Below are 12,661 nucleotides of genomic sequence, written 5' to 3'. Positions count from 1 at the left end.
ATAAGAGGAGATCTCGGAAGCGCGAATAAACTTATTTTCATTTAATTGCATAATTGTCTATTGCATCGTCAGGGGTAAAAACTTTTATGGTGTTGCCTGGAATTACCTGACGACCTTATTCTTGACCATGCAGTTCTCGCAACCCTCGCGCTCCTGGCAAAAAAGGTTCTCGTCGAAGTAGCACCAATAGCCGAAGTTACCTTCCTGCTCTGCGCGGGCCAGTGCCGTATAATTCGACCAGAACATACGGGATAAGCTTTTATCGACCATCTGGTACTTACTCATCATTTTATCCTACTATTTATATAATGTTTAAAGGTAATCGCCGATATCCACATGAATGGCGGCCGGCAGTAACGGAAAAATCGACGATTAAAAATTTTGATAAGCCGGTATCTAAGTGCCGCGGAATAATTAAGCCTCTCCGGGGTGAATATATGGATATATGACCCGGCTCGCCGTGCCTGTTGTTTCCCCGGAAGGATTATCATCGAAGGTCAACGACCACTTCGCTAAGAGCGAATACTTCGCCATCATCGAGGATAAAAAAGGCAAGCCCAGGATAGTCGATTTTATAAAAGGTGCGGCCTCCGAGAAGGCGTCTGCCGGAAAAGTCGCCGGCGCCGGCATCGACGTCGTGCTCGCCGGCCGCATCGGCTCCTGCATGATCAGCGTTTTTATGGATAAGGGCATTAAGATGTATAGCGGCGCCGCCGGCACGCTGCTGCAGGCTTTCAAGGACTATAAGGCGGGAAAGCTGGCCGAAGTCCAGCCAAATCCGTACCAGCTATGACGGCTGGCGAAAACTTATTCGTCTCCCGTGGCATACCATAATCATTATAGCAAGAGGGGCGAATCTGATGCCTTTTCACGTGATGCTTATCCCGACCCTGGGCTGCCCGTCGAAGTGCAGCTACTGCTGGAGCTCTGACCCGGACTCCCCGAAAATGAGCGTCGATACCATCAAAGAGGTCGTCGCATGGCTGAAGGAGTTCCGGCCTGGCGAGGCCGTCACGTTCACCTTCCACGGGGGCGAGCCGCTTCTCGCCGGGGCGGATTTTTATAAGAAGTCCCTGGCGCTACTTTCTAAGGGCCTGAAGGATCGCAAGATCGCTTTCGCCATGCAGACCAACCTCTGGCTCATGACCCCCGAGATCGCGAAAGTCCTGGCAAAGTACAACATCCCTATCGGCTCCAGCCTGGACGGGCCGAAAAAGCTGAACGACAAGCAGCGGTCCGAGGGCTACTACGACCGGACCATGCGGGGCTATCAGATCGCTAAAGAGAACGGCCTCGACGTTAAGTTCATCTGCACTTTTACCTCGTATTCCGTTAAGAAAAAAGAGGAGATCTTTGACTACTTCCTGAAGAACGACCTGACGCTGAAGCTGCATCCCGCCCTGCCGTCCCTGCGGAGCAATAAGCCCGGCGAGTGGGCCCTGGACCCGGAGGAATACGGCGAGCTGCTCGTCTATCTGCTGGACAAGTATCTCGAGAACATGGATAAGATCGACGTCATGAACATCGACCACCTCTGCAAGTGTATCTTCACCGGCCACGGGACCGTCTGCACGTACGTGGACTGCATGGGCGACACGTTCGCCATCGGCCCCGACGGGAGTATCTACCCGTGCTATCGCTACGTGGGCATGCCGAACTATGTCATGGGCAACGTCTACGATCACCCGACCATGGACGACCTGATGGGCTCGAAGGCCGGGATACTGATGCTGAGGTATAAGAAATACGTGGATAAGCACTGTAAGGACTGCGCGCACATCAGCTATTGCCGCGGCGGCTGCCCGTACAATGCCATGGCGCCCTATGACGGCAAGATCAAGGGCGTCGACCCACATTGCGTCGCCTATAAGCGTATCTTCGACGAGATCATCGGCCGCATGAACACCGACATGTTCGGCGGCTCGGGCGGCCTCGAGTCGGCGACGTTCGGGTTCCCGCCCGAGAGGTCCTCGAAGCAGGGCATCATGGCCATCATGTTGAAGGAGATATGAGCGTGCGCCTCGAAGAGCATGGCCTGTCGGCTCGTATCGTCCCCATCTCTCGCCTGGATGACCTGCGCCAGGGATTCGATGGGTTAATACAGCAGGGCCTGATAGACGAGGGACTAAACCAGGAATACCTCAAAAGATTCGTTTATCGCCCGCCCGAGGGATTTTCCGGGGCCATGTCGGTCATTGTCATGGCTAGCCGTATGCCCGCGATACGTTTTTCATTTATTAAAAATGAAGTTAAAATCCCGGTATACATACCGCCGACGTATATACACGGTGCCCGATATGACCGAAAGGCCCAGGACACGCTGGCGGAATTGCTGACACCATATAAAGTCACGCCGGCCGTGCTGCCGAAGAAGTTGCTCGCCGTCAGGAGCGGGCTCGCCGCGTACGGGAGGAATAATATCACGTACATCGAAGGGCTGGGCAGCTGTTACTGGCTATCGGCATTTTATACGGACATGCCCTGTGCCGAAGAGGGCACATGGCGCGAGCCGACGATGATGGAAAGCTGCAATGATTGCAGTATCTGCAGGGATAACTGCCCCACCGGAGCTATCGTTGAGAATAGATTTTTATTACATGCCGAGCGCTGCATTGTCTTCCATAACGAAATGCCGGGGAACGTGCCCTTCCCATCATGGATGGACGAGACGTGGCATAACTCCCTGGTCGGGTGCTTGTATTGCCAGGAGTATTGCCCGGAAAACAAGGGCATGATCGACATCGTCGACGGGGCCGAGTTCTCGCGGGAAGAGACGGAGCTCCTGCTGGCGGGCACGCCTGAGGATAAGCTGCCGGCGCCGCTGGTGAAGAAGCTCGAGGAGTGCGACCTGCTGTCTATCCTGGACATCATCCCGAGGAACCTGACGCCACTCCTGCATTAAAGCCCGTGCAAGTATTTATCCAGCCGGTCCATGCCTTCCCCGATGTTCTCCATGCTGTTGGAATAAGAGAACCGCAGGTACCCTTCCGCCCCGAAGTCCAGGCCGGGAGTCACTGCGACGCCCGCCTTTTCGAGAATATCACGGCTGAAGCTGAGAGAGTCGTTACTATATTGTTTCGCGTCCGTGAGGATATAGTAGGCCCCGGCGGGCTCGCTTTTTACGGGCAGGCCTATCTTCCCGAGCCTGCGGAGCATGTATTTCCGGCGCCGGTCATACTCCGCGACCATCGCCTTAATGTGGTCCTGCGGCCCCCTCAGGGCGGCCACGCCGGCGTGCTGCACGAAGCTGTTGGCGCAGATGAAGAAATTCTGCTGGAGTTTTTGCAGAGGGCGAACGCAGTCTTTCGGGGCTATGAGGTACCCAAGCCGCCAGCCGGTCATGGCATATAATTTTGAGAACCCGTTGAGCACGAAGGCGTTATCCGTAAATTCGAGGATGGAATGGTCCTCGCCTTTGTAGACGAGGCCCTGGTATATCTCGTCCGAAATGACTGGCACGTTCCCGGCCGCCTCGCATAGATCTTTGTATTCATTCGCATCCATGACGTGGCCCGTGGGGTTGGCCGGCGAGTTGATGAGGACCGCCTTTGTCCTCGGGCCTATTAGCTCTTTTACAATATCCGGCTCTAGCCGGAACCCGCCCTCTTCTTTCGTTTGGGCGAACACGGCCCTGCCGCCCACCCCATCGACGAAGTTGGGATAACAGGCATAATGCGGCCTGGACATGATCACCTCACCGCCAGGCTCAAGCAGCCCCATGAATAAAAGAAGCATCGCCGGGCTCGTGCCCGAGTTTACGATGACCTGGTCCGGAACGATATCCACGCCGAACTTTTCTTTATAGGTAAATGCGACGGCTTCCCGTAGCTCTAAGAGGCCGAGGCTGTGAGTGTATTTTGTCTCGCCCCGACGTAAAGCCTCGCCGGCCGCCTCGATAATATGGGGCGGTGTTATAAAATCGGGTTCGCCGACCTCCAGGTGGATAATGCTCCGGCCCGAGCGCTCCAGCTCCTGGGCGCGCTCCAGGACGTCCATCACGAAAAATGGAGGTATCCTTTCGGCTTTTGGCGATAACTTCATAGGGCATCCGATGGCCTATTTGCGGCATCAAGGATAATGTATCTTATGCCGGATAAAGCTGATGATTTTGAGGTATATAGCATACGCTGGCTCTGAGGCGATGCTACCAGCCGTTTACCGCGGGATCGACGTTATCGTGACTTCACTTTAAGGTGCGACATGCCGTACTGCTCGAGGAGCTCGTCCACGCAGGCCTGGAACTCGAACTCTACCTGCCGGGCATACGAGACATACAGGTCGATATTGTCGTACGGTACGTTGAAGTGCATGACAAAAGCGTCATCTACTGCACAGGATTCCATCATTTTTCTATCCCCTACTAGACACTATACGTGTCTATATTTTTGTAGTGCTTCAACCTATTAATATTTTTTCGATTGTAGTGCAGGCGGTCATAGCAAATATTATTACGCCCGGCCATTATGACTCATGGGGTACTGTGAAAAGAAGGGCTGGGTGTATATGGGTGACGAAATGTACAGAGAGGGCGAAATAGTCAGAATCTATAAAAAAGAAATTACTTGATATTAGAGGGGTTCATATGGACGTTTTCGAGGCGATCAAGAGCCGGAAGAGCATCCGGTCGTATGCCGATAAGGACGTGGAGGAAGAGAAGCTGCAAAAAGTTCTCGAGGCGGGGAGGCTGGCGCCCTCCGCGAAGAACCGGCAGGAATGGCGGTTTATCGTCGTGCGGGACCGGGAGACCAGAAAAAAGCTCGCCGTAGCGGCGATGGGCCAGAGGTCCGTCGAGCAGGCGCCGGTGACGCTGGTCGGGTGCGCGGTCGGGACGGACTACTATATGCCCTGCGGACAGCTCGCCTACACCGTCGATGTTTCCATTGCCCTGTCGTTCATGATGCTGGAGGCCACGGAGCTGGGACTGGGCACCTGCTGGCTGGGCGCCTTTCACGAGGACGCGGTCAAGGAGATCCTGAACATACCCGACGCTATGCGGGTCGTCGCCGTCATGCCTTTAGGCTACCCCGCGGAGAGCGTGGGCGGAACGGCGAAAAATAGCATAATGCGGATAGTATCGACGGGCTCATACCGGAAACCGCTGGACGAGATCGTTTATCGAGAAAAGTATTAGCTGATCATACCCAGGGCGGCATTGTCGGGTATTGTGACGGCCCCGGTGAGACCGTCGGCATGGCCGTGGGAGTGATAGATATAATCGGAGTCGCCGCTGGCACCGTCGTCGGCACGGTAGTCACGGATGGCACAGGCGTCGGAGTCGTATACCACTGTAAGTATGGAAATATGACCGGCCTGTGTACATCGGGCATGGGAACACAGCAGCAACAGCAGCCGCTCACGGCCAGCGCCAGCATGACGGCCACAATGAATAACAAGCGCTTCATATTTCTGATACCAGCTAAATTATTAACATAATATTATGGTGATTTTAGCTATAAAGATTTTTAACGCCATAATGGACAGGCCTGACATATCACATGTTATAGGAAAAGCCTTTTTTCAATGTAGCGCCATATCTTAATTGAGTGATATAATGGCTGAAGCAACAGTCGAAGAAAAAATGGCCAGCTTTATAAGCGGCAACGTAAAACGAAAACAGATACTCGACGTGCTCCACAAAAATGGCAGCGAGACTTATGAAAGCCTTCAGAAGCTGACGCGAATGCCCAACATCATGCTGAAGAACGTTCTCAAGGTGATGGAGGAAAAGGAAGTCATCGTAAAGAATAACGACCGCTATTCCCTCACGGAGAACGGCAAGAAAGCGGCGAATATCCTGCCCGGGCAGTCGAATAAGGCCAACGCCGGGCGGTTCGACGCGAACATACGCCGTGAGATTTGATCTTTTTATAAATTTTTCCTGCAATGCGGTACATACTTGAACAGCCTTTCTCTTTATTCTATTGAGCGATATTTTATATAATATGGTAATAATTTTTATAAAGGGCATAGATGATTAACGAGGATATTATTGACTATATAGTGGCTGCCAGACTAAATCCGAATGATCCAAAGGTCCATGACCGACTTGGTTATGTCTTTTTCAGTCGAGGGTTATTTTATAAGGCCTTAGATGAATTTAAAAAAGCCATTCAGCTAGAATCTAATGACATACATGCTCATAATGGTTTAGGGCATGTATTCGATAGAATAGGGATGTTCGACGAGGCTATAAAAGAGTACACGGTGGCAATCCATATGAGCCCCAATAATCCACAATTTCACTATGGCCTTGGGCAAGTCCTTAGAAAAAAGGGTGCATCGGATGATGCGGTAAAGGAATATAAGGAGGCTTTAAGGATAAGATCGGATTTTCCAGAAGCTCATTATGCACTGGGACACGTCTATAAAAATCGGGGAGCGCTGGACGATGCGGTGCAAGAATACCAGGAGGCCTTAAGGCTTAAGCCGGATTTCCCGGAAGCCCACTATACGCTGGGACTCGTCTTCTATAAAAAAGGTTTAATGTCCGAATCCATTTATGAATTTAACGAAGCTATCCGTTTAAATCCCGATTTTAAAGAAGCCCGCTTTTACCTCCAAAATATACATAAAAACATATTGAAAGGGATTTGAACCATCGATCTGCTGATTCGCAGGCTTGGCAGAACCTTCAGGCCTTTATCGGCTTCTCATTCTTCTGGCCCATATATTTCAGGCAGCAGTGAAAGCATAATTTCTTAAGCTGTCCATTCGTTATTATACGCTGCGGAAAGAATAGCTCGTTCCCGCAATCCTCACACACATGCGTTTTCATATGTTTACATTTCGGAAATACTGCCATATGATGGTTACGATTATATTCTATGGGCGTCTATATATTGATAAACTTACTTCTCGCAATATATAATTTTATCATTAAACGTTAAAAGATCATCCGGAGATAGGAGTGTGCCGGTTAATCCATATCGACCATTGGCGACACCTCTGCGATGTGCTTTGCAGGGCGTTGCGCGCACTCCTCGCACGAATCGCTGTCCAGTTCCCATCGGCTTAAAAAATCATTATAGCGCTTGAGCGTCGAGAATTTCCGGCCGCATTTACGGCATGTTGAGGTGATATTGAATTCCATGGTATCACCGGTATATCTGAAATATTCCTAATGTAAACATTATAAAATAATATGGCCCTAAATGTCCAAACGTTTTATCGATAAATGCCGCGTAAGTAGCGGCATAATCCCCGATCGCCAAAAATAAATTATTGGATATAGTGGTTATTCGCCTATTTTTACGGATGAAAAAGGCTAAAAGTGTAAATATCGGCATCGGATGAATATGTTTCATCGGCCTTATTCGGCAAATAGTTAAGCCGCCACCCGCCGACCCCCCTAGGGAGGTGTGGTGAATATTCCCAATCTATTGAGCAGTATCCTTCGCTCACGACAGACCTTCCGTGTGCTGTTGGTGTTCGTCTTTTTATCCTACGTCGCCCTGGATACGGCGACGACGCTGTACTGCGTCCACGTCTTCGCCGCGTCCGGCGTGAACGCCCTGGACAGCGAGATATCGCCCATCGTCCGGGTTCTGGGCGACGGGCCGCTGGCGGTCGTCGAGGCGAAGATTTTCGCCGGGTCCGTGTGTATTGCCGGCCTCTATTTACTGAGCCGGCTCGACGGCTTTCTCGAAAGCTGCAATATACTCGCCATCGCCCTCGTCCTCCTGGGTATCGTGGCCGGGGCCAACAACATCCTGGAGGCCTGGGGCAGGCCGGCGATCGGCATCCTGGGGATACCACTGGTATTCATCGGCCTCGCGCTGGCCTGCGCGCTCGAAGCCTATAGCGTAGCCTCGCTGCTTTCCCGTACGCGAGCCCCAGGAATTGAAGAAGGCGAAACCGGCGAAAAGCGGCCGGTGCGGCGCCCATGGCAACATTAGATCGGGCGAGTGAAGTCGCGTAGCTCGTCATATCGGGCGCCGCAGGCCTGAGTGACGTACCATAGGTTTAAGGTGCTTATCCAAGCCAACATGCGTTAAACGATTAGAAAATGTTTTGGACTGTAGACTCTATATGAGTAAATACGCCTACGGTGCCTATATCTAAATTCCGCGGCAATTCCCGGGTGCCGGCGATAAAAACCGCTTATACCGTAGATATCATATAAATAATCGGAAATGAACGATGCCGCTGGTATCGTCCCCATGCCCGACGACCTTTATTCGATCCTTGGCTTAACGCCCGGCTGTACCGTGGATGAGATAAAGCAGGCCTACTATAAGCTGGCAAAACAGTTCCATCCCGATGTCAACGCGTCGCCCGCGGCCGTCGAAACGATGAAGCGGATCAATAATGCCTACGCGGTCCTGTCGGACCCGGAGAAAAGGCGATCGTATGACGAGTGGTATATCTCCCGCCCACGCCCCGAATACCGTCGCCGGCAAACGGCAGAACGCCGATATTCATACCGGGAGCCGGCCCCGAAGGCCGATCCGAACATTAACTATCATAGCGTATCTCGTACGAGTAGCCGGGTAAAAGCATATGCCCTCGTTATGGCTGTCGTGCTCCTGAGCATGTCATATTTATTTATTCTTCCGCTCGTCCATAACAACCCTGGCGATTCTCCCGTCTTCACATATTCCCCAAAGATCCCTGTCGCAACACCTGTCGCAGCCTCGCAGGCAGCCGCAGTCCAAAGGATGCCGGTGACCACGACCCCTATTCCTCATATATCGCCCTGCCCGACTCCTGCCATTACGCCAACCCCCATCCCGACGGCGACTGCCGTGCCGTCGGCCGGCCAAAAGGCCTCCGTATTCCCCGTTCTCATGGCCAAGTCGGGCATTGTCAAGGGCAGGATCACAGAGCCTGGGGCGGGTATTTGGCCGGGCGATATATATGTCGCCATTTGCGATGCGAACGATAAGGCGATCCGGTACTATCAGACGTTCACCGGCCCCGGTGGTTACTTCCAGCTCATTCCCGTCAACAATACAATGGGCCTGGACGGCGTGATAGAAGAGCGCTACGTGCTCTACGCCCGGGATAACCAGACGAAGAGCGAGGCGTGCTCGCGGCCTTTCGGCGTCGGGCCCTATGCTATCGTGACCGAGGATCTGTCGCTCTCCTGATAGGTAAATCATGGGGCATACTGTTCAAATTATATGTGTCCCTCTTTCATTTCCAGCTATGACAGCCTTATTTTACACCTTTTATTTAGCTAAGTTTACCGCCATCGCGACCTTATCATGATCGGCTCCGGCAGATATGGAAGCGATTGCGGATGGATCGAATCCTTTAACGATCAGCCATATGGCCATGACCATTTCCTGCACTGCCATCGGAAGGACGAGCAGAGTCTGGATGATCGAGTCCGGGGTGATGACGCCGAACAGATTTAACAAGGCCTCGGCTATAAACAAGGCGACTGCAATGAGGCCCCAGCCTGATATCCAGCGAGGTATTAGCCTCGACCGGTATAAGACATAATAAAACATCAGGGCACCAAGGGGAAACACGATTTCCGTAAGATTCGCGCTGATCGCCTTTGCTCCCTGTAATAAAGTCCCCATTGCTTGAAAATCGGATTGATCCGGGGCTCCGGCCTGAATGAATGCCCGGCCTAATGGCAATAGTAACAGGATGCTGATGACCACTGCAAAATAGGTAAATGTCTCGAGCCCTCCCCGGAAAACGACGTACCCGAGAGCCAGGGTTTCATTAAATTTTTTTAAGACGGGATACATTAAGACCGGGACCATCGCCAGTGCCAGGCCCATTATCAATATGAAAAGCGCTCCCATGATCACCTGGCTTTCATTTGCCGGTATTTTCGCCAGATAATCTGGTGTATTTAAAATCGGCCCGGTAATGACAACGCTCAGTATGCCTGCGACCGTTCCGATAATATATAATACTCCCACGATCCTTGCGGTATTTTTTATAGAGTTTATTTTACCAGTTTCACTATCCATGATTTTGCTCCTTTCTATTTTAATCGATCTAAAATAAGCGATCATCGCCAGCGACGAGAATGAAGAATATGCCACCTATCGAGTAGAGGCCCTTCCAGCGTGTATCTGTTATATCCATATCTGGGGGATTTTTTTCTTGTGCTTGAGCCATCGGATCTCCATCCATTAGTTTTCGGTCATTGACTACTAAGCGCCGCCATCTCCCTCGCGAACCTTCGTGCGCCTTCCAGGTCATTACGGTCCGGGTGGCCGGAGTTGATGAACACGAAGGTGGTCCCCGTTCTATCATAACTGCCCAGGACTATGGCCTCTTTTTGTTTTAACGCTTCCACCATGGCCTGTGTTTCCTGCCCAACGCCACCGCCGGATGTGCCAAAAAGGGCCACCCTCCGCCCCCTGAAATCGTTATTCGCGATGAACTTCACCATGGCGTCGCCGGGCTTGCCGCCATAGCAGCCAGAGCCCAGGAACAGGATCCCGTTTGACGGGACCCCCGTCACATCCTTTACACTGACGGCCGTGACGCCGAGCTCTTCCGCGATCACGTCTGCCATTTTTTTCGTATTTCCCGTCATGGTATAGTAGATCACGTTTGCCATTGTCCTTGCCCCGGTATTCGTTATATTGCCGACGCCGGTAGTCGGCGCGGGTAATGGGGTTACGGTGGGCGAGGGCGTCACGGAAGGGCCCGCGCACCCGGCAACGGATAAGCCGGCGATGCCCACTCCCGTTGCGATGCCGGCTTTCAGCACGGTTCTACGCGATATCTTCTCATCGTCGAGCCTGTCAAAGATCCAATCGTAAGCCATAATGCTCCATTCCTGATTTATTCTGAGTTAGCCCTTTAATCCCGTTTTTACTTTCTACTGAGGTATATATAGCTCCATTATGTACATATTAGTTATAGGTATTAGTTATCGCTAACATAATAAATGTTTCGATTAAAAAACCATAATTTTATATTAGTGCACAAAAAACATGCCGTCTACCCCCCCCCCCCCAGATTATCTCGCTCAAAGCGAGAGCCTTTATCCATTTCAGAAAACGATAATTCTCGATGTTTATGAAGGATAGCCTGGATATATGGACATTATTTTATTAAAATTCGATCAAGACATTGTGCAAAAGTGATAGTGCTTAAGGAAAAAAGGGCCCTGGGGGTTAATACTGTTTTTTTATGGTATTTACCCTCTAAAGTCCGATAAATTCAGATCCGGATTAGTATGGAAAGTCAAACAGCGACCAGTAGCGGGGCGTTAAATGGGTGCCCGGCAATGTGTAATTCAATGCTGCCGCATTGACATCGTACCAGTTGTTCATCGCTATGGCGGATTTTGTATATTCCGTCGGTAGTATCCAGTCCGGATATGAGGTATCTCCTTCGTAGGCCCGGCCCATCGTACAGAAGAAGTGGCTATTTCTCCACATCCGGTCCAGGAGCGACATATTCGAGACCTGCGCGGAGTCGGCTTTAAAATTAAAGTCCGGATATGACATCGCTTTCCCGGAAGGGGGAGTTATAGGCGTCGCCTTATTTGATGCCGTCTGATTTGTCGTATTACCCGATGAGGTTTTATTCGCAGCGGTATCGCCCGGGTATTCGCCGATAGTGCTCGCATTACTAAAGGCAATTCGAGGTCCTGCGGGTTCTGCGATATTCAGCGCCATCGACGGGCCCTGGCTGGTACTAATTCCACCGGTAATATCCCCGAGATTATTCGTAAGAGGTGGGATGTTTTTTATGGCTCCCGGGCCCTGAACGGCCACCATGGAAGATGCGGGAAGGGTTAATGTAATAGTGAAGAGTAGTGCCAACAGGATTGTCGACCCCTTTTTCCCGATGTAGAATTTCGCCATTATCATCCGCTCCCGATTTTCATAGAGCTAAAGGAAGGAGACAGGGACGATCTTGTTTTGTTCCCGCTGGTCGTGTTAGAAGCTTTTGATGCAGCGGCCAGAGCCGCTGTCCTTTCTGTCCCCGCGGCCGTGTTGACCATCTCGGGGAAAGGCGTATTAGGCCCGGCGATCCTTGGCGGCGACGTCACAGGGCTTATGGGCGTACCCGGCCCGGACCATACGAGCCCTGCGCCCGTGTTCACCGGCGGAATGCCGAGGAATGTCGCGCTATAAAAGCCCGTACTCGATGCAGCAATCGATTGGAACACGATCTGGCTGATGTCCGGGAAAGCGAGGTCCACCGGCCCGAAAGGCAACACGTTAGCGCTACCGGTCAACTCGTCTCCTTTAACTTCAGCGGGACCAGGGGCAAGGATGTTATTGGCGCTCCCGGAATTGAATGAGTCGAATACGGGGAAATTGATGTTCAGCGATTCATCGTCGATCGTCTGCAAAGTTTTCTGATGGAACAAGTTTTGTGTATCTTTCGCCCGACCGAAGTCATTACCAAAAGAAAAATCACCCGAAATTAGCTCATACCTGAACTCCTGCCTCGCGAATGAATTTAGAGGCACAGTCCATAAGATGATTAGAAACATAATGAAGGCGATGACTAACCTTCCTCTCAAAGTCGCAACTACTCTCATTACTACCCACCTCATAATAATTGCTCGTTTTAACCCTCAATCAGTAAATTATTATAATGCTAATATAAAAATATCTTGTATATAATATATACCACAATATATTTTTAATCAAAATTAAGGCGTGTAAATTGATATTTATAAAAATTAGATATATCTATGTAATATAATTATTTATTTCATTGAATA

At 51.1% G+C, this 12,661-nt stretch carries 17 protein-coding genes; 8 read left to right on the top strand and 9 right to left on the bottom strand.

Features of this window, described 5'->3' with window-relative positions; genetic code table 11:
* Positions 1-102 precede the first annotated feature (102 nt).
* Entirely contained in the window at positions 103-288 is a 186-nt protein-coding gene (locus VMC84_RS05715; RefSeq protein WP_325378998.1) for a hypothetical protein, read from the bottom strand.
* A 157-nt stretch (positions 289-445) separates the two neighbouring features.
* On the opposite strand from VMC84_RS05715, the gene VMC84_RS05710 reads away from it, so the two are divergent.
* The 3 genes from VMC84_RS05710 to VMC84_RS05700 all read left to right on the top strand — a co-directional run bounded on the left by VMC84_RS05710 (position 446) and on the right by VMC84_RS05700 (position 2,902).
* Complete coding sequence (locus tag VMC84_RS05710; RefSeq protein ID WP_325378996.1) at positions 446-793, top strand: NifB/NifX family molybdenum-iron cluster-binding protein; 348 nt, start codon at positions 446-448, stop codon at positions 791-793.
* Positions 794-860: 67 nt separating this feature from the next.
* The gene (locus tag VMC84_RS05705) at positions 861-2,012 is read left to right on the top strand and encodes a TIGR04083 family peptide-modifying radical SAM enzyme (RefSeq protein ID WP_325378994.1); all 1,152 of its coding nucleotides are present in this window, start codon (positions 861-863) and stop codon (positions 2,010-2,012) included.
* Positions 2,009-2,902, top strand: coding sequence for a 4Fe-4S double cluster binding domain-containing protein (locus VMC84_RS05700; protein ID WP_325378992.1), 894 nt, complete (start codon positions 2,009-2,011; stop codon positions 2,900-2,902). The genes VMC84_RS05705 and VMC84_RS05700 overlap by 4 nt, the downstream gene beginning before the upstream one ends.
* Here the strand turns inward: VMC84_RS05700 and VMC84_RS05695 are convergent.
* Both VMC84_RS05695 and VMC84_RS05690 read right to left on the bottom strand, forming a co-directional pair.
* The gene (locus tag VMC84_RS05695; protein WP_325378990.1) at positions 2,899-4,041 is read right to left on the bottom strand and encodes a pyridoxal phosphate-dependent aminotransferase; all 1,143 of its coding nucleotides are present in this window, start codon (positions 4,039-4,041) and stop codon (positions 2,899-2,901) included. The two genes, VMC84_RS05700 and VMC84_RS05695, sit on opposite strands and share 4 nt — an antisense overlap.
* 131 nt (positions 4,042-4,172) lie before the next feature.
* Complete coding sequence (locus VMC84_RS05690; protein WP_325378988.1) at positions 4,173-4,346, bottom strand: hypothetical protein; 174 nt, start codon at positions 4,344-4,346, stop codon at positions 4,173-4,175.
* A 236-nt stretch (positions 4,347-4,582) separates the two neighbouring features.
* Between VMC84_RS05690 and VMC84_RS05685 the strand changes: the two genes are divergently transcribed.
* Positions 4,583-5,131 carry a nitroreductase family protein gene (locus VMC84_RS05685; protein ID WP_325378986.1) on the top strand — a complete coding sequence of 183 codons (549 nt, stop codon included), beginning with the start codon at positions 4,583-4,585 and terminating at the stop codon, positions 5,129-5,131.
* Positions 5,132-5,135: 4 nt separating this feature from the next.
* Here the strand turns inward: VMC84_RS05685 and VMC84_RS05680 are convergent, their stop codons facing one another.
* Positions 5,136-5,402, bottom strand: coding sequence for a hypothetical protein (locus tag VMC84_RS05680; protein WP_325378984.1), 267 nt, complete (start codon positions 5,400-5,402; stop codon positions 5,136-5,138).
* 149 nt (positions 5,403-5,551) lie between these two features.
* On the opposite strand from VMC84_RS05680, the gene VMC84_RS05675 reads away from it, so the two are divergent.
* Positions 5,552-5,860: a hypothetical protein gene (locus tag VMC84_RS05675; RefSeq protein ID WP_325378982.1), complete on the top strand. Its 309-nt coding sequence runs from the start codon at positions 5,552-5,554 to the stop codon at positions 5,858-5,860.
* A 110-nt stretch (positions 5,861-5,970) separates the two neighbouring features.
* Positions 5,971-6,594, top strand: a complete 624-nt coding sequence (locus VMC84_RS05670; protein WP_325378980.1) for a tetratricopeptide repeat protein — start codon at positions 5,971-5,973, stop codon at positions 6,592-6,594.
* Positions 6,595-6,916: 322 nt separating this feature from the next.
* Here the strand turns inward: VMC84_RS05670 and VMC84_RS05665 are convergent, their stop codons facing one another.
* Positions 6,917-7,090, bottom strand: a complete 174-nt coding sequence (locus VMC84_RS05665; RefSeq protein WP_325378978.1) for a hypothetical protein — start codon at positions 7,088-7,090, stop codon at positions 6,917-6,919.
* A 271-nt stretch (positions 7,091-7,361) separates the two neighbouring features.
* On the opposite strand from VMC84_RS05665, the gene VMC84_RS05660 reads away from it, so the two are divergent.
* Together VMC84_RS05660 and VMC84_RS05655 are read left to right on the top strand one after the other, a co-directional pair.
* Positions 7,362-7,895 carry a hypothetical protein gene (locus tag VMC84_RS05660; RefSeq protein ID WP_325378976.1) on the top strand — a complete coding sequence of 178 codons (534 nt, stop codon included), beginning with the start codon at positions 7,362-7,364 and terminating at the stop codon, positions 7,893-7,895.
* Positions 7,896-8,132: 237 nt separating this feature from the next.
* A complete protein-coding gene (locus VMC84_RS05655; protein WP_325378974.1) occupies positions 8,133-9,089 on the top strand; it encodes a J domain-containing protein in 957 nt (318 codons plus the stop codon).
* 81 nt (positions 9,090-9,170) lie between these two features.
* On the opposite strand, the gene VMC84_RS05650 is transcribed toward VMC84_RS05655, so the two are convergent.
* The 4 genes from VMC84_RS05650 to VMC84_RS05635 form a co-directional block, all read right to left on the bottom strand.
* Positions 9,171-9,932 carry a DUF4386 domain-containing protein gene (locus VMC84_RS05650; RefSeq protein ID WP_325378972.1) on the bottom strand — a complete coding sequence of 254 codons (762 nt, stop codon included), beginning with the start codon at positions 9,930-9,932 and terminating at the stop codon, positions 9,171-9,173.
* Between the two features lie 176 nt (positions 9,933-10,108).
* On the bottom strand, positions 10,109-10,741 hold the full coding sequence (locus tag VMC84_RS05645) for a flavodoxin family protein (RefSeq protein WP_325378970.1): 633 nt from the start codon (positions 10,739-10,741) through the stop codon (positions 10,109-10,111).
* Positions 10,742-11,150: 409 nt separating this feature from the next.
* Positions 11,151-11,789: a hypothetical protein gene (locus VMC84_RS05640; RefSeq protein ID WP_325378968.1), complete on the bottom strand. Its 639-nt coding sequence runs from the start codon at positions 11,787-11,789 to the stop codon at positions 11,151-11,153.
* A gap of 2 nt (positions 11,790-11,791) precedes the next feature.
* Entirely contained in the window at positions 11,792-12,283 is a 492-nt protein-coding gene (locus VMC84_RS05635) for a hypothetical protein (RefSeq protein ID WP_325378966.1), read from the bottom strand.
* Positions 12,284-12,661: the final 378 nt, after the last annotated feature.

It is taken from the genome of Methanocella sp. (genome assembly GCF_035506375.1).
Taxonomy (GTDB): Archaea; Halobacteriota; Methanocellia; order Methanocellales; family Methanocellaceae; genus Methanocella.
Note: the sequence above shows the minus strand (reverse complement) of the source record. Positions and strands in the feature narration are given on the sequence as shown.